Source organism: Klebsiella sp. C283 (genome assembly GCF_048822555.1).
In the GTDB taxonomy this organism is placed as follows: Bacteria; Pseudomonadota; Gammaproteobacteria; order Enterobacterales; family Enterobacteriaceae; genus Klebsiella; species Klebsiella quasipneumoniae.
On the sequence record NZ_JBMEZS010000010.1, the window covers coordinates 266,724 to 283,443 of the forward strand.

Genomic DNA, 16,720 nt, shown 5'->3' on the forward strand with positions numbered 1-16,720 from the left:
ACAAATCACGACGGCGCCGAAGCGAGGCCGCCGTCAACAGTACACACTCACCTGCCTGTTAGCCTTTCGCCATCTCTTTTTCGATCAGCATAATCAGGATATGGATCACTTTGATGTGGATCTCCTGAATGCGGTCGGCGTAGCCAAAGTGCGGCACGCGAATTTCCACATCGGCGCTACCGGCCATTTTACCGCCGTCCTTACCGGTCAGGGTGATCACTTTCATCCCCTGCGCCCGCGCGGCCTCAATGGCCTTGATTACGTTGCCGGAGTTGCCGGAGGTGGAGATGCCGAGCAGCACATCGCCCGCGCGGCCGACGGATTCAACGTAGCGGGAGAAGACATACTCATAGCCAAAATCATTGCTCACGCAGGAGAGATGGCTGACGTCGGAGATCGCAATGGCCGGATATCCCGGGCGGTTTTCGCGATAACGTCCGGTCAGTTCTTCCGCAAAATGCATCGCATCGCAATGGGAACCGCCGTTGCCGCAGGACAGCACTTTACCACCCGCCTTAAAGCTATCCGCCAGCAGGACAGCGGCACGCTGGATAGCATGGATATTGGCTTCGTCCTGCAGAAAGTTAGCCAGCGTTTCCGCGGCTTCGTTCAGTTCGTTACGAATAAGATCCTGGTACATGAGGATAATCCTTCAGTATGAGTGGAATAACCCTGGCAGTGTACCGGATAGCCGCCGAAGCGAGAAGCAGCAGGCTGCGTTATCCCCCGCCCTTTTGATTTTATGTGCCGCTTTTGCATACAACAATGTGAGCAAGGTTGTAATTATTTTGTAAACACATTGCTAAATAAAAAGGCATGCACTACAACCAATACATCACAAGTGGTCAGACCTCCTACAAGCACAGGGAGCATTTCTCTATGATGATTTTGAGTATTGTTGCAACCGTTGTTTTACTCGGTGCGCTCTTCTATCACCGGGTCAGCCTGCTGCTCAGCAGCGTGATCTTGCTCGCCTGGACCGCAGCGCTCGGCGCGGCCGGTCTGTGGAATATCTGGCTGCTGCTGCCGCTGGCGATCATTCTGTTGCCGTTTAACTTTGCGCCTATGCGTAAATCCATGATTTCCGCACCGGCGTTTCGCGCCTTCCGCAAAGTCATGCCGCCGATGTCGCGTACCGAAAAGGAAGCCATCGACGCCGGGACCACCTGGTGGGAGGGGGATCTGTTTCGCGGTAATCCTGACTGGCATAAGCTGCATAACTATCCGCAGCCGCGTCTGACCGCCGAAGAGCAAGCCTTCCTCGACGGCCCGGTGGAAGAAGCCTGCCGGATGGCTAACGACTTCGCCATCACCCACGAAATGGCCGATCTGCCGCCGGAGCTGTGGGCGTATCTGAAAGAACACCGCTTCTTCGCGATGATCATCAAGAAAGAGTATGGCGGGCTTGAATTCTCCGCTTATGCCCAGTCGCGGGTGCTGCAGAAGCTCTCTGGCGTCTCCGGCATTCTGGCGATCACCGTCGGCGTCCCGAACTCACTGGGCCCGGGCGAGCTGCTGCAGCATTACGGTACTGAAGAGCAGAAAAACCATTACCTGCCGCGTCTGGCGCGCGGGCTGGAGATCCCCTGCTTCGCACTCACCAGCCCGGAAGCGGGCTCCGACGCCGGCGCCATCCCGGATACCGGCGTGGTCTGCATGGGCGACTGGCAGGGCCAGCAGGTGCTGGGTATGCGCCTGACATGGAACAAACGCTACATTACGCTGGCGCCTATCGCCACCGTGCTGGGACTGGCCTTTAAACTTTCTGACCCGGATCGTCTGCTGGGCGGGGAAGAAGAGCTGGGCATCACCTGCGCGCTGATCCCGACCTCCACCCCGGGCGTGGAAATTGGCCGTCGCCACTTCCCGCTTAACGTCCCGTTCCAGAACGGCCCAACCCGCGGCAAAGATATCTTCGTGCCGATCGATTACATCATCGGTGGGCCGGGGATGGCCGGTCAGGGCTGGCGCATGCTGGTTGAATGTCTGTCGGTGGGCCGCGGTATTACGCTGCCGTCCAACTCCACCGGCGGCCTGAAATCGGTGGCTATGGCGACCGGGGCTTACGCCCATATTCGCCGCCAGTTCAAAATCTCGATCGGTAAAATGGAAGGCATTGAAGAGGCGCTGGCGCGCATTGCCGGTAATGCTTATGTGATGGATGCTGCGGCCTCGCTGATTACCTACGGCATTATGCTCGGCGAGAAACCGGCGGTGCTCTCCGCGATCGTGAAATATCACTGCACCCACCGCGGCCAGCGCGCCATTATCGACGCAATGGATATTACCGGCGGGAAAGGCATTATGCTGGGCGAAGGCAACTTCCTCGCCCGGGCATATCAGGGCGCGCCTATCGCCATCACCGTGGAAGGTGCGAATATTCTGACCCGTAGCATGATGATCTTCGGTCAGGGTGCGATTCGCTGCCATCCGTACGTGCTGGAGGAGATGGCTGCCGCACAGAACAACGACCTGAACGCCTATGACAAGCTGCTGTTCAAACATATCGGCCATGTCGGCAGTAACAAAGTACGGAGTTTCTGGTTGGGCCTGACCGGCGGACGCACCAGCAGCGCGCCGACCCGCGACGTCACCCGCCGCTACTATCAGCAAATGAACCGTCTGAGCGCTAACCTGGCGCTGCTGTCAGACGTCTCGATGGCGGTGCTGGGGGGCAGTCTCAAGCGTCGCGAACGTATCTCCGCGCGTCTGGGGGATGTGTTAAGCCAGCTGTACCTGGCCTCGGCGGTGCTGAAACGCTATGACGATGAAGGACGCAATGAAGCCGATCTGCCGCTGGTTCACTGGGGGGTGCAGGATGCGCTGCATCAGGCCGAGCAGGCCATCGACGATCTGCTGAAAAACTTCCCCAATCGTCTGGTGGCTGGCGCAATGCGCCTGGTCATCTTCCCGACCGGTCGTCATCACCATGCGCCGTCGGATAAGCTGGACCATAAAGTCGCTAAAATTCTGCAGGTGCCCAGCGCCACCCGCTCCCGCATCGGTCGCGGTCAGTACCTGACGCCGAGCGAGCATAACCCGGTCGGCCTGCTGGAAGAGGCGCTGCTGGAAGTGATGGCGGCCGATCCTATCCACCAGCGTATCTGCAAAGAGTTGGGTAAAAATCTGCCGTTCACCCGTCTCGACGAGCTGGCCGCCCATGCCCTGGCGAAAGGCTTAATCAGTCAGGATGAAGCCGCCATTTTGACCCGAGCAGAGCACAGTCGCTTGCGCAGCATTAACGTTGACGACTTTGCGCCAGAGGAGCTGGCAACCCAGCCGGTAAAGCTGCCGGAAAAAGTTCGCAACGTTGAAGCCGCATAATAAAACAACAACCACATCACACGCCGGGCGGGGAATTTTCCCCGCCTTTTTTTCGTCTCTCCTTCCCCCGCCGTTCCTGTTAGTAGCATTTTTTTAACAAAATATTCCGCGGACCGCCGCGAGGCTGATAAGGTGTTACAGTTAACCTAACCCCCTCATGAGAATGGAGTTGACCATTGTGCCTGGCCTGAAAATTACGCTGTTGCAACAACCGCTGGTCTGGATGGACGGCCCTGCTAACCTGCGCCATTTTGATCGCCAACTGGAAGGGATTGTCGGGCGCGATATCATTGTTTTACCTGAGATGTTTACCACCGGCTTTGCGATGGAAGCGGCAAAACAGTCTTTACCCGAGGCCGAGGTGGTAGCGTGGATGCATGCCCGGGCGGCGCAAACCCAGGCGCTGATCGCCGGCAGCGCGGCGCTGCTAACTGAGCGCGGGGCCGTTAACCGCTTCCTGCTGGTCGAACCTGACGGCACGGTCCATCATTATGATAAACGTCACCTGTTTCGTATGGCGGATGAACACCATCACTATGAGGCCGGAGACAAGCGCGTGGTCTTTGAATGGCGCGGATGGCGGATCCTGCCGCTGGTCTGTTATGACCTGCGCTTTCCGGTATGGTCGCGTAACCTTAACGACTATGATTTGGCGCTGTATGTGGCGAACTGGCCTGCGCCGCGCTCGCTGCACTGGCAGTCGCTGCTGGTCGCCCGCGCGATTGAGAACCAGGCCTACGTCGCCGGCTGTAACCGGGTCGGCACCGACGGCAACGGTCATCATTACCGCGGTGATAGCCGGATTATCAGTCCCCAGGGGGAGATTGTCGCCACCGCCGATCCGCATCAGGCCACTCGTCTTGACGCCGAACTGTCGCTGAGCGCCCTCCAGGAATATCGTGAAAAATTCCCCGCCTGGCGCGATGCCGATCCTTTTACTCTGGATTAATCCCCCTCCGCTTTCTTCCCGCTTCTGCGGGAAAAGAAAGCGGAATTTCCTCTTGCCGCACCCAGCAGAATATTTACAAGGCGCCCTTCATTTCTGTTCTACACTCATTAACAGGCCCACAACCAAACGGGCGGAGATCATTTTCAATTCACTTCTGCGTTGTAAACGCATGACTTTTCTGTTGCCAGCTTGTTTTGTTGAACCCGGCTGAGCGTTGGCGTATGCATATTTTATGAGCGTAATGGAAATGGATAATAATAATCTTCAGTTAATAGAAAAACGGCTGGTCACCCGCTTTCTCGATATGTTTATTCGGTTCAGTCTTATTCTGGCGCTGGCCTCATTCTGTTTTACCGTCTTTTCTCCCTTCGTCAATATGATGCTCTGGGCGTTGATTCTGGCCGTGGCGCTCTATCCTTTACATCAATATTTTGCCGGGCTTTTCGCCGGTAAACAGGGGCTGGCGTCGGTGGTGCTGGTGCTGTTAGGTATTTTACTGATTATTATCCCCACGGTGCTGATGATCACCTCGCTGGCGGAAAGCGCCAGCGCGATGATCGACCGGATGGGCAGCCAGAGCTTTACCATTCCCCCACCCTCTTCGCGAATTGCCTCTTTACCGATCGTTGGCGAACGGCTTAGCGCTCTGTGGATGCGGGCGTCCGTGGATCTGCCAGGATTGCTCAGCAATTACCGTTCGCAAATTGGCGATATTGCCAAACAGTTGCTCAGCATATTAGCCAGCATGGGCGGCGGGCTGATTGGCTTTATTATTTCGTTTATCGTCTCGGGTATTATGATGGCCTGGGGCGCGGCGGGCGCCATCAGCGCGCAGCGTATTGCCATCCGTATTACCGATGAGAATAAAGGCGTGACCCTCACCCGCCTGTGCACCAGCACCATCCGCGCGGTCGCCCAGGGCGTCATCGGGGTGGCACTGATCCAGGCGCTGCTGGTCGGGGTGATCATGCTGATGGCCAGCATCCCCGCCGTCGGGATCTTCTTTATACTTGCCCTGATCCTCGGCATTGCACAGGTGCCGGTGATCCTGGTGACGGCCCCGGCCATCGCGCTGATGTGGAGTCTCGGCACCCACAGTACCGGAATGGATATCTTCTATACTGTCCTGCTGATCGTCGCCGGTATGGCCGATAACGTCCTCAAACCACTGCTGCTGGGGCGCGGAGTCGATGCGCCAATGCCGGTGGTGCTGCTGGGCGCCCTTGGCGGAATGGCCTCTAACGGCATTCTCGGTATGTTCCTCGGCGCCACCCTGCTGGCCATCGGTTACCGGATCTTCATGACATGGGTAAATGAAGGGCAACCCGCCCTGCCGCAGGATAAATAACCGCAGGGGAGCGTTACGCTCCCTTAATTCATTCCATAAACATTCCTACCGCGCACCAGACCAACAGCAGCGCCAGCAGCAGATTTAACCCTCTTCCATGGCGTTCGAACACCGGCTGAAACAGCTGACCGGCCAGCGCCCAGCAAAGATTGCCGGCAACGCCTATTACTGATAGCAACAGGCTTATCATCACCAGCCAGAATGGCTCGCGAGTCACCGGCAGAACAAAGGTCGACAGGGCCGTGATGCCGTACAGGATAATTTTTACATTCACAAACTGCAGCCCCAGGCTGGCCCAGAAGCTGACAGGCCGCTCCTCCTGCCCACCGCTGGCCGGGTCGCTGCGGGCAATATGCCAGGCCAGCCACAGGATATACCCCGCGCCGACCCAGCGTAGCAGGGAGGTTATCCCCTCATCCAGGGTAACGAGAGTGAACGTCAGCCCGGCACAAATCAGCATGATGATCACAAACCCCAGGCTCATGCCGGCCAGAACCCGCATGCTCCGTCGAAAGCCGTGCGCGGTGACGCTGCTCAGCGCCAGAATATTATTCGGCCCGGGCGTCAGAGCGGTGATCAGGGTGTAAGTTAAAAAGGCGCTAATCAGGGTAGGTGTCACGTGTTTTCTCCTCTTGACTGGCAGACAGTACCCGAAGCTGATAATTTAAAAAAATGAATGTTTTTTCATTCTGAATTCGAGAATGTCGATATAAAGAGGAAGTATGGATCTGCGACGCTTTATCACCTTCAAAACGGTTGTCGAAGAAGGATCCTTTCTGCGCGCCTCGCAGAAACTGTGCTGCACCCAGTCCACCGTAACCTTTCATATCCAGCAGCTTGAGCAGGAGCTTGCCATCCCGCTGTTTGAGAAAATTGGCCGACGAATGTGTCTCACCGCCGCGGGTAAAAATGTCCTGCCGCACGTCTACGATCTGACCAAAGTGATGGCGTCGATTCGCCAGGCGGCGCGCCAGGACGATGAACCCGGCGGCGAACTTCGCGTCGCCACTGGTGAAACCCTGCTGGCGTACAAAATGCCGCCGGTGCTGCAGCGTTTTAAGCAACGCGCCCCGAAGGTCCGCCTGTCACTGCAGTCGCTCAATTGCTACAGCATCCGTGATGCGCTGCTCGCTGACGAAGTCGACCTGGGGGTGTTTTACCGGGTTGGCAACGATGATGCGCTCACCATGATGGAACTTGGCCCGCAGCCGCTGGCGCTGGTCGCGTCAGTCGATCAGGCGCCGGTCGACTTCCTGCGCCCGCGGCAGCATATCCCATTGAGCTTTATCATCAACGAACCCCAGTGCGTGTTCCGGCAGATTTTTGAAAGTACCCTGCGCCAGCGCGGCATTACCATGGAGAACACCATCGAACTGTGGAGTATTGAAAGCATCAAGCAGTGCGTGGCGGGCAATCTGGGGGTGAGTTTTCTGCCGCGCTTTGCGGTAGAGGAGGAACTCAAACGCGGGACGCTGGTCGAGCTGCCGTTCAGCGAGACGCCGCTGACGATCCATGCGCTCTGCGCCCATCACGCCGGGAAAGCAATCAGTCCGGCGATGCGGGTATTCATGCAGTGTATGCAGGAGGAACAAGAGGCGCGCTGAAATTCGGCGACGAAAACGACGAAAGCCTGAATCATTGCTGATTCAGGCTTTCTGAAAAGTGGCGGAACGGACGGGACTCGAACCCGCGACCCCCTGCGTGACAGGCAGGTATTCTAACCGACTGAACTACCGCTCCGCGTTGTTGTTCCGTTGGGAACGAGGCGAATATTACGGATTCCCCTCTACCCCGTCAATGCTTTTTCTACCGTTTTGAATCGTTTGCTGCAAAAATCGCCCAACCGCCTACTTTTAATCCATTTTAGTGGTTATCAGGCACGCCACAGGCAGCTTCCGCCTTTCTTTTGCACCAGATCGAGGCGGGATTCATGGTTCACCAGTTCTTCATCAGAGGCATAAACCACCCGTAACTGGCTGGCGGCGCGGACGACGCGCTGAATGCCCATCTCTCCCGCCTGCTGCTGGCTTTCGCCTTCCATAGAGAACGCCATCGACGTCTGGCCGCCGGTCATCATCAAATAGACATCGGCAAGGATCTGGGCATCGAGCAGTGCCCCGTGCAGCGTACGCTTGCTGTTGTCTATTTCGTAGCGCGAACATAGCGCATCCAGACTGTTGCGCTTGCCGGGAAACATTTTCCGCGCCAGCGCCAGACTGTCGGTGATTTTACAGAAGGTCTCGGTTTTCCCGATCCCGCGGTTCAGCTTACCGAACTCATAATCCATAAAACCGATATCGAACGAGGCGTTATGGATCACCAGCTCCGCGCCGCGGATGTAATCCATAAATTCATCGGCCACGTCGGCAAAGGTGGGTTTATCCAGCAGGAATTCGTCGGCGATCCCGTGCACGCCGAACGCCTCCGGATCCACCAGCCGATCGGGCTTGAGATAGACGTGGAAATTGTTACCGGTCAGGCGACGGTTAATCACCTCCACGGCGCCGATCTCAATGATCTTATGTCCTTCGTAGTGCGCCCCGATCTGGTTCATACCGGTGGTTTCGGTATCGAGAACAATCTGGCGCGTAATTGCAGTGCTCATCGCGGTCATTTATGTCAGACTTATCGTTTACAAATCGATTTCAATTACAGGAAGTCTACCAGAGATGCTCAAACAGGTAGAAATTTTCACCGACGGCTCTTGCCTGGGAAATCCAGGACCCGGCGGTTACGGCGCCATTATGCGCTACCGCCAGCACGAAAAAACCTTTAGCGCCGGCTACCGTCTGACCACCAATAACCGCATGGAACTGATGGCGGCGATCGTCGCCCTCGAAGCGTTAAAAGAGCATTGCGAGGTGGTGCTCAGCACCGACAGCCAGTATGTCCGCCAGGGGATCACCCAGTGGATCCACAACTGGAAAAAGCGCGGCTGGAAAACAGCAGAGAAAAAACCGGTAAAGAATGTCGACCTCTGGCAGAGGCTGGACGCCGCGCTTGGCCAGCATAAGATCAAATGGGAGTGGGTGAAGGGCCACGCCGGCCATCCAGAAAACGAACGCTGCGACGAGCTGGCCCGCGCAGCGGCCTCCCATCCCACTCAGGACGACATCGGCTACCAGCCGGAGAGCTAATTCTGCCCCTTGCGCCACTGCCGGGTGGCGCCGACTGCCGGCCGCAGCTGGGTTTTCGCTTTCCCTGACTTCATCGGATTAAGGGTGAGCGGAATAGTCCGTTTGCGGGCGACAATTAATTGCAAACAGCCCAGCGCTGGCAGATGGGTGCTCAGCAGTTTGCCGCCATGCCGCGACCAGGGTAAAACCTGATAACGCCCATAATGCAGCACTTCAAAGTTGAGCAGCGACAGCCAGTCCAGCTGGCGCATCAACGTAAACATACGGCTGTTGTACGGCGTGCCTTTGCGCAGCACCGGCACCAGTTTACGCAATCCCATCAGGCTCACCGGATTAAACCCGGTCAGGATCATCCAGCCATCATCGATCAGGACGCGATCGGCCTCCCGCAGCAGGCGATGCGGATCGCTACACCACGGCAGGGTATGCGCCAGCAGGCAGGCGTCGACGGACTTTTCGGCAAAGGGTAAATGCAGCGGGTCGGCCCGGACCTGCATTGGGTTTCCCGCCAGCGAGACATTCACCTGGTGCGAGATGGCGCAAGCTTCGGTATTGATTTCCGCGCTCAGATTGCCAATCTTAAGCAGATGAAAGCCATATAATTTAGCCAGCCACGGCTTCATCTGCTGCTCCAGCGTTTCGCGATAGTATTCGCCCCACGGCATACTGGACCAATGCTCAGGCGCTGTCACTGTATGAGGTATCCTTGCCGGCTTCATTGCCACCTTCCGCTACGCTTTAGAGGTAATTTATGAATCTTATCAGTATTCCCGCGTTTCAGGACAACTACATCTGGGTTCTCACTGAGAATCACGGCCGCTGCATCATCGTTGACCCGGGCGAGGCCGCGCCGGTTCTGGCGGCAATCGAGGAAAACCAGTGGCAGCCCGAGGCCATTTTACTGACCCATCACCATCAGGATCACGTCGGCGGCGTAAAACAATTACGTGAAAAATTCCCCTCTCTGGTGGTTTACGGGCCGGCAGAAACCCAGGATAAGGGGGTTACTCAGGTAGTAGACGATGGCGATCGGCTGTCAATTCTCGGGGTCGATTTTTCCATTTTCTCCACGCCAGGTCACACATTAGGACATATCTGTTACTACAGCGAACCTTATCTGTTTTGCGGCGACACGATGTTCTCCGGCGGCTGCGGAAGGCTGTTCGAAGGCACTGCAGAGCAGATGTATCAATCATTTATGAAGATTAACGCCCTTCCTGAAGAAACCCTTATATGTTGCGCACATGAATATACGTTAGCGAATATGAAGTTTGCGTTGAGTATCCTGCCTGATGATAGGGACATAAACGATTACTATCATAAAGTTAATGAGTTACGTGCAAAAAAACAAAAGACACTACCCGTAATTCTGAAAAACGAGCGGCGTATAAATTTATTTTTACGGGTAAATGATATTGATTTAATTGACAAAATTAACAAAGAAACAAAATTGCAACACTCTGTGGCGCGATTTGCGTGGTTAAGGTCAAAGAAAGACGAATTCTGATATTTAATTCTTGTCATCGGCTAACTTCGCCGTTATCCTTGGTCGTCTTTTAAGCAACTATTGACACACACATGAAGGCACGAGCGATATTATTCGCCTCTGTCCTGCTGGTGGGGTGCCAGGCGTCTAAGCACGATGGCACCGTCGAACAGCGAGCACAGAGCCTTTCTGCGGCTGGTCAAGGGGAAGCAGGCAAGTTCACAAGTCAAGCGCGCTGGTTAGATGATGGAACCTTCTACGCGCAAGACCAGGATCTGTGGACTTCCATAGGCGACGAGCTAAAGATGGGAATACCGGATAACCCCCGGATTCGCGAGCAAAAACAGAAGTACTTAAGAAATAAGAGCTATCTCCACGATGTAACTTTACGGGCAGAGCCGTATATGTACTGGATAGCCGGGCAGGTTAAGAAACGTAACATGCCAATGGAACTGGTATTACTACCCATAGTGGAGAGCGCTTTTGACCCACACGCGACGTCTGGCGCCAATGCCGCAGGCATCTGGCAGATCATTCCGAGCACAGGGCGCAATTATGGTTTAAAACAGACCCGCAGTTACGATGCGCGTCGTGACGTTGTCGCATCGACTACCGCGGCGCTGGACATGATGCAACGTCTGAACAAAATGTTCGACGGCGACTGGTTGTTAACGGTTGCGGCATATAACAGCGGCGAAGGTCGGGTCATGAAGGCAGTGAAAGCGAACCGTTCGCGTGGCAAACCCACCGATTTCTGGTCGCTATCTCTGCCGCATGAAACGAAAGTCTACGTACCGAAAATGCTGGCATTGAGCGACATCCTCAAAAACAGCAAACGTTACGGCGTGAAGTTGCCTACGGCTGATGAAAGCCGTGCGCTGGCGCGCGTTCGCCTCGACAGTCCGGTTGATATTTCTCAGCTCGCGGATATGGCCGGTATGCCGGTCAGCAAGCTGAAGACCTTCAACGCCGGCGTAAAGGGGTCAACGCTGGGCGCTAGCGGGCCAAAGTACGTCATGGTGCCGCAGAAACACGCAGCCCAGCTGCGTGAATCGCTGGCCTCTGGCGACATTGCCGCCGTACAGCCGACGCAGCTCGCGGATAATACGCCGCTGACCAGCCGAAGCTATAAGGTGCGTTCCGGCGATACCATTTCCGGGATTGCTTCCCGTCTCGGCGTCACGACCCGCGATCTGCAGCAGTGGAATAACCTGCGCGGCTCTGGATTGAAGGTTGGACAGAACCTGGTTATCGGCGCCGGCAGCAGCGCGCAGCGTCTGGCGAATAACAGCGATAGCATCACCTATCGCGTTCGCAAAGGTGATTCGCTGTCGAGCATCGCCAAACGTCATGGCGTTAATATTCGCGACGTCATGCGCTGGAACAGCGATACCGACAATCTGCGGCCTGGCGATCAGCTAACGCTGTTTGTGAAAAACAGCGATCGACCAGAGTCCTGATACGTCAGGGTTCGATAAAAAGGCACCGACTTCCCCCGGTGCCTTTTTTGTTGTCCGTATTAAACCGCTTTATGCGCTTCAAACATGATGGTATCGCTGGTAAAGGAACCATCCTGCTGTAACTCAAAGTAGGCTTTCACCTCCGCCGAGGCGCTCTGCTGGTATAAACGAATCGCCTCCACCAGCGGCTCAGGGGTACGCATCCGCGCCACCCACGAACTGAACTCCAGCGGCAGGCGATCGGTCAACAGCTGATTAATCACCAGCCCCGCCTCCGTCGCCAGCGCCAGCCACTCGCCGCTGGAATAATTACGCACGTGCGAGGTATCGCGCAGAGCTTCCACCGTCTGCAGCCAGACATCTCGCACCACATGGCCCGGCGACATCACGTCCATCACGATCATCACCCCACCCGGCTTGAGGACTCGTTTCACCTCGCGCAGCGCCTGGCCAACGTCATGCCAGTGATGAGCAGAATAGCGGCTGATAACGATATCAAAGCTGGCATCAGCGAACGGCAGCGTTTCGGCATACCCCTGCTGGGTCACTATATTGCTAAAACCTTTCTCCTTTGCCGCGGCGGCAACGACCTCCAGCATCTGGCTCGATAAATCATAGGCGGTCACCTCGGCAACCTGTCCCGCCGCGGTAAAGCTGGCGTGCCCTGCCCCGCAGCCCATATCCAGCACTTTCGCCTGAGGAAAATCAGCCAGTCGTTCCGCCAGCCGCTGCAGATCGCGACCAGAGGCGTGCACGGCGCTGGTCAGATAGGCGCTGGCCTGGGAGCCGAACTGCTTTTCGACGTTGTCATGGTGAGAGCGTGTTGTCATGTTGTCTTGTCCTTACGGTTTTTTGAGTAATAAAAGGCAGCACCATGCATGCGCAGGCCTGCCCCATGGCAGGCCTGACCAACCTTAAATTAATCAGGCTTGCCGGGACTGAATTCGACTAGTAGCGGGTTGTGGTCGGAGGCGCGGGTTACCAGCACGGAAGCATCGTGCACGCTTAACCCACGGTAGAACACAAAATCGAGCGGGCGACCAAACGCGCGGCGGCGCTGATCGTCCGGGAAACGAACTTCACGCAGCGACATCTCGCGTGCAAAGCGGTACAGGGCGTTCATCCGCGGGCGGCTCCAGGCATTGAAGTCGCCAGCCATGATCACCGGCCCGCTGTGATGGGCGATCTGATCGCCAATCGGCAGCAGCTGTTTGCTGTAGACGTCGACGCCAAGGCTGAAGTTAACGGCATGGATATTGACCACCATTAACAGCCGCGCATCGGGCAGCGGATAAACAGTCACTAATGCTGATTTAGGCAGACGCAAAATAGGTTCACGTTCGCGCAATGGGCAGCAATAGATAGGATGGGCGGAAGCCAGCGTCATCACGCCGGAAGGATGCTGCGGCAGCACCAGCGCAGGCACCTGATCGGCGGCCAGATAGTTGGTGGTCGCGAACCTGACCAGCTCCGGCGTCGTCTGCGCCTCCTGCAACAGGACTAAGTGCGCGTCTTTGCCAAAATTCTTAAGGACCGACTGCCACTCTGCGCGCTGCTGTTTGAAGATATTCCACACCAGCACGCGGATTTTCTCATCGCTGCTTAACGGCGTGCCGGCGGGATAAACCGGACTCACGCCCGCAAACGCCCCCGGAGGCAATATTCTCTCCGCAGGTTGTCCGGCGACATAGCGCATGGCGTAGGTGTTCTTTCGCAATTTGGGCATTAATCCTCGATAACAGAAACCAGCCCGACGACGACTGGTTATTCTGTTATAGGGATTTTCCCATACACTTTCAATGCAAATTGCGAGAAACCCTTAGCCTTCGGGAGAAAGCGCTGCCGAACGGCGTGGCAATTTATCTAAACGTCCGCTCAGGACCACCAACAGCAAAGCGACCAGCACAATCACCGCGCCAATCCACGGCGTCTGCGCCAGACCGTACCGCTCGACCGTCTGTCCACCGACGATCGACCCCAGCGCGATGCCGACGTTGAAGGCGGCAATATTCAGGCCGGATGCGATGTCGACAGCCCCGGGGGTGTACTGCTCTGCTTTTTGCACCACGTACACCTGCAGGCCCGGCACGTTGCCGAAGGCGAAAACGCCCATCACCAGCACCGTTGCCAGCGCGGCATAGTGAATGCTGGCGGTCAGCTGGAACACCAGCAGCAGCACAACCAGCGCGGCGAAGATAAACTTCAGCGCGGAGACGGCGCCATGCCTATCGGCCAGTTTGCCGCCCCATACGTTGCCAATAGCCACCGAAACGCCATAGCCCAGCAGGATCCAGCTCACGGCTGACGGGCTGAAGCCGGCCAGCTCCTGCATCATCGGCGCAAGGAAGGTAAAGGCGGTAAACACGCCGCCATAGCCCAGCGCGGTAATGGCATAGATCATCAGCAGGCGCGGATGGGTTAAGACTTTCAGCTGATCGCGCAGGCTGGCGCTGGCGCGGCCCGGGATATTATTCGGCACCAGAATCAGACTGCTGATAAGCGCAATCACCCCCAGAATCGATACCGCGAGGAAGGTTTCCCGCCAGCCAAAATGCTGACCGATGAAAGTCCCGAATGGCACCCCGGTCACCAGCGCGACCGTCAGGCCGCCGAACATAATGGCGATAGCCGAGGCTGCTTTCTCTTTTGCCACCAGGCTGGTGGCGATTGTCGAGCCAATAGAGAAGAACACGCCGTGTGCCAGACCGGTCAGCAGGCGCGCCAGGATCAGCGTTTCATAGCCCGGGGCCTGCCAGGCCAGCACATTACCCGCCGTAAACAGGACCATCAACGCCAGCAGCAGCTGTTTACGCGGCATACGCCCCGTTAACGCCGTCAGCACCGGGGCGCCGATCGCCACGCCCAGCGCGTAGATAGAAACCAGCAGGCCTGCCGACGGCAGCGAAATAGAGAGTTGTTGGGCAATCGTCGGGACCAGGCCGACAATCACGAATTCAGTGGTGCCAATTGCGAAGGCACCGATGGTTAAGGCAAATAGCGCCAGTGGCATAATTTACTCCGTAGCATCAGGATTAAGATGACACGTAGTATGAAGGGTTGTATAAATAACAAAAACTATCAAAGTATCAATAGAATTTTGCTACAGGTGCAATAATGAGAGCCACATCCGAGGAGATCGCCATCTTTGTGGCGGTAGTGGAAAGCGGGAGTTTCAGCCGGGCGGCCGAACAGCTGGGTCAGGCCAACTCTGCCGTCAGCCGGGCAGTCAAAAAGCTCGAGTCCAAGCTTGGTGTTAGCCTGCTCAATCGGACCACCCGTCAGCTCAGTCTGACAGAGGAAGGCGAGCGCTATTTTCGCCGGATGCAGGTGGTATTGCAGGAGATGGCGGCGGCAGAAAACGACCTGCTGGAAACGCGCACGACGCCGCGAGGCCTGCTGCGGGTGGATGCCGCGACGCCGGTGATGCTGCATTTTCTCATGCCGCTGGTGAAGCCATTTCGCGAGCGTTACCCGGAAATGACGCTGTCGCTCGTGTCGTCAGAAACATTTATTAATCTGATTGAACGAAAAGTGGATGTGGCTATTCGGGCCGGAACCTTAACCGATTCCAGCCTGCGCGCCCGACCGCTGTTCACCAGCTATCGGAAGATCGTCGCCTCGCCAGAGTATGTTTCGCGCTACGGCGTGCCGCAGCATCCGTCAGATCTGAAACAACATCAATGTCTGGGCTTTACTGAACCCGTCTCTCTGAACACCTGGCCGGTATCCTGTTGCGATGGTCAGTTGTTAGAGATTGAGGCGGCGGTATCATCGAACAGTGGGGAAACGCTCAAGCAACTGTGTCTGACCGGGAACGGTATTGCCTGCCTGTCGGATTATATGGTGGATAAAGAGATAGCCAGTGGGGAGTTTGTTGAACTACTGGCCGACAAACGTTTGCCGGTGGAGATGCCCTTCAGCGCGGTGTACTACAGCGATAGAGCCGTCAGCACACGTATCAGGGCGTTTATTGATTTTCTGAGCGAACACGTAAAACAGCTCCCGAAGGAGCTGTCGTAGTACCCTCTGATGGGCATACCTGAAGCAGGAGATTAATCCCACTGCGGCGCCAGACCTTCCGGGCTCACCAGCCGATCGTTGCAATCCAGCGCGGCGATCGCCTGGCGATCTTCATCATCCAGCTTCAGATCCAGCGCGCTCAGGTTGCTGGCCAGGTTCTCACGCTTCGTCGAGGACGGGATCACCGCGTACCCCTCGCCCATCGCCCATGCCAGGATAACCTGCGCCGGAGTCGCATTATGTTTCGCCGCGATACGGGCAATCACCTCATCTTTCAGCGCCTTACCGTAGGCCAGGGTCATGTAGGAGGTGATATGGATACCGTGCTCATGCGCCCAATCGACGACTTTACGGTTTTGCAGATACGGCGAAAGCTCAATCTGATTGGTAGCAATGTTTTCAGCGCCAACGGCGGCAATCGCGCGCTCCATCAGTGGAATAGTGAAGTTGGAGATACCGATCTGACGGGTCAGGCCGAGCGCCTTCGCTTCCATCAGAGCAGCCATAAACTCTTCAACAGCCACCGCATCATTCGGTGACGGCCAGTGGATCAGCGTCAGATCAACATAGTCAGTGCGTAGCTTCTGCAGGCTCTCTTGCAGGCTGGCGATCAGCTTGTCTTTGCTCAGGTTTTCGATCCAGATTTTGGTTGTGATGAACAGCTCATCACGCGGCACGCCGCTCTCAGCGAGAGCCTGACCCACCGCGGCTTCGTTGTCGTAGATTTGCGCGGTGTCGATAGTACGATAGCCCAGCTCCAGCGCGGTTTTTACGGATGCGATAACAACATCATCTTTCAGACGGAAGGTGCCAAGACCAAATGCAGGGATTGCCATGTTTTTCCTCGTTATTTGTTCATTTCGGTTAACGAATGAAATTATGGCTGATGGTGTGGAGGGGAAAAAGAGCGATTAATGCAGAGGATTTTTGCTGATTTAGCAATAATCGGAAACAGATCAAACAAAAAAGCCCTGAGCAGATGCTCAGGGCTCTTAT

16 protein-coding genes and 1 tRNA gene are annotated in these 16,720 nt (G+C 56.2%); 8 read left to right on the forward strand and 9 right to left on the reverse strand.

From position 1 onward, the window contains the following. Window positions 1-58: 58 nt before the first annotated feature. Window positions 59-640: a D-sedoheptulose 7-phosphate isomerase gene (gene lpcA, locus ACOI7Z_RS20695; RefSeq protein ID WP_004145825.1), complete on the reverse strand. Its 582-nt coding sequence runs from the start codon at window positions 638-640 to the stop codon at window positions 59-61. Window positions 641-879: 239 nt separating this feature from the next. Between lpcA and fadE the strand changes: the two genes are divergently transcribed. From fadE to ACOI7Z_RS20710, 3 genes are all read left to right on the forward strand, one after another. Further along, window positions 880-3,324, forward strand: a complete 2,445-nt coding sequence (gene fadE, locus ACOI7Z_RS20700) for an acyl-CoA dehydrogenase FadE (protein WP_048296759.1) — start codon at window positions 880-882, stop codon at window positions 3,322-3,324. Between the two features lie 178 nt (window positions 3,325-3,502). Beyond that, window positions 3,503-4,273 (forward strand): amidohydrolase, encoded by a 771-nt coding sequence (locus tag ACOI7Z_RS20705; protein ID WP_087849236.1) that lies wholly within the window; start codon window positions 3,503-3,505, stop codon window positions 4,271-4,273. Window positions 4,274-4,520: 247 nt separating this feature from the next. Continuing rightward, on the forward strand, window positions 4,521-5,621 hold the full coding sequence (locus tag ACOI7Z_RS20710) for an AI-2E family transporter (protein ID WP_072420891.1): 1,101 nt from the start codon (window positions 4,521-4,523) through the stop codon (window positions 5,619-5,621). Window positions 5,622-5,649: 28 nt separating this feature from the next. Here ACOI7Z_RS20710 and eamB read toward each other — a convergent pair whose 3' ends face one another. After that, complete coding sequence (gene eamB, locus ACOI7Z_RS20715; protein WP_087849222.1) at window positions 5,650-6,240, reverse strand: cysteine/O-acetylserine transporter; 591 nt, start codon at window positions 6,238-6,240, stop codon at window positions 5,650-5,652. A 103-nt stretch (window positions 6,241-6,343) separates the two neighbouring features. Between eamB and ACOI7Z_RS20720 the strand changes: the two genes are divergently transcribed. After that, complete coding sequence (locus ACOI7Z_RS20720; RefSeq protein WP_012968890.1) at window positions 6,344-7,225, forward strand: LysR family transcriptional regulator; 882 nt, start codon at window positions 6,344-6,346, stop codon at window positions 7,223-7,225. 59 nt (window positions 7,226-7,284) lie between these two features. Here ACOI7Z_RS20720 and ACOI7Z_RS20725 read toward each other — a convergent pair. Both ACOI7Z_RS20725 and dnaQ read right to left on the reverse strand, forming a co-directional pair. Next, window positions 7,285-7,361: transfer RNA gene (locus ACOI7Z_RS20725), tRNA-Asp, on the reverse strand. A gap of 133 nt (window positions 7,362-7,494) precedes the next feature. Continuing rightward, a complete protein-coding gene (gene dnaQ, locus ACOI7Z_RS20730; protein WP_004204621.1) occupies window positions 7,495-8,226 on the reverse strand; it encodes a DNA polymerase III subunit epsilon in 732 nt (243 codons plus the stop codon). Between the two features lie 64 nt (window positions 8,227-8,290). Here dnaQ and rnhA point away from each other — a divergent pair, with 64 nt between their 5' ends. Then, a complete protein-coding gene (gene rnhA / locus ACOI7Z_RS20735) occupies window positions 8,291-8,758 on the forward strand; it encodes a ribonuclease HI (RefSeq protein ID WP_004204620.1) in 468 nt (155 codons plus the stop codon). Here rnhA and ACOI7Z_RS20740 read toward each other — a convergent pair. Beyond that, a complete protein-coding gene (locus tag ACOI7Z_RS20740; RefSeq protein ID WP_004204619.1) occupies window positions 8,755-9,477 on the reverse strand; it encodes a class I SAM-dependent methyltransferase in 723 nt (240 codons plus the stop codon). The two genes, rnhA and ACOI7Z_RS20740, sit on opposite strands and share 4 nt — an antisense overlap. Before the next feature lie 32 nt (window positions 9,478-9,509). On the opposite strand from ACOI7Z_RS20740, the gene gloB reads away from it, so the two are divergent. Then, window positions 9,510-10,265 carry a hydroxyacylglutathione hydrolase gene (gene gloB, locus ACOI7Z_RS20745; RefSeq protein WP_086076313.1) on the forward strand — a complete coding sequence of 252 codons (756 nt, stop codon included), beginning with the start codon at window positions 9,510-9,512 and terminating at the stop codon, window positions 10,263-10,265. 71 nt (window positions 10,266-10,336) lie between these two features. Next, the gene (mltD, locus tag ACOI7Z_RS20750) at window positions 10,337-11,704 is read left to right on the forward strand and encodes a murein transglycosylase D (protein WP_032453033.1); all 1,368 of its coding nucleotides are present in this window, start codon (window positions 10,337-10,339) and stop codon (window positions 11,702-11,704) included. A gap of 59 nt (window positions 11,705-11,763) precedes the next feature. On the opposite strand, the gene ACOI7Z_RS20755 is transcribed toward mltD, so the two are convergent. The 3 genes from ACOI7Z_RS20755 to ACOI7Z_RS20765 form a co-directional block, all read right to left on the reverse strand. Continuing rightward, window positions 11,764-12,534 (reverse strand): class I SAM-dependent methyltransferase, encoded by a 771-nt coding sequence (locus tag ACOI7Z_RS20755; protein WP_049014291.1) that lies wholly within the window; start codon window positions 12,532-12,534, stop codon window positions 11,764-11,766. An 89-nt stretch (window positions 12,535-12,623) separates the two neighbouring features. Continuing rightward, on the reverse strand, window positions 12,624-13,421 hold the full coding sequence (locus tag ACOI7Z_RS20760; RefSeq protein ID WP_072096514.1) for an endonuclease/exonuclease/phosphatase family protein: 798 nt from the start codon (window positions 13,419-13,421) through the stop codon (window positions 12,624-12,626). A 102-nt stretch (window positions 13,422-13,523) separates the two neighbouring features. Next, on the reverse strand, window positions 13,524-14,714 hold the full coding sequence (locus ACOI7Z_RS20765; protein ID WP_048334092.1) for an MFS transporter: 1,191 nt from the start codon (window positions 14,712-14,714) through the stop codon (window positions 13,524-13,526). Between the two features lie 104 nt (window positions 14,715-14,818). Between ACOI7Z_RS20765 and yafC the strand changes: the two genes are divergently transcribed. Then, window positions 14,819-15,724, forward strand: a complete 906-nt coding sequence (gene yafC, locus ACOI7Z_RS20770) for a DNA-binding transcriptional regulator YafC (RefSeq protein ID WP_023288494.1) — start codon at window positions 14,819-14,821, stop codon at window positions 15,722-15,724. Between the two features lie 32 nt (window positions 15,725-15,756). On the opposite strand, the gene dkgB is transcribed toward yafC, so the two are convergent. Next, entirely contained in the window at window positions 15,757-16,560 is an 804-nt protein-coding gene (gene dkgB / locus ACOI7Z_RS20775) for a 2,5-didehydrogluconate reductase DkgB (protein ID WP_087849221.1), read from the reverse strand. Between the last annotated feature and the right edge of the window lie 160 nt (window positions 16,561-16,720).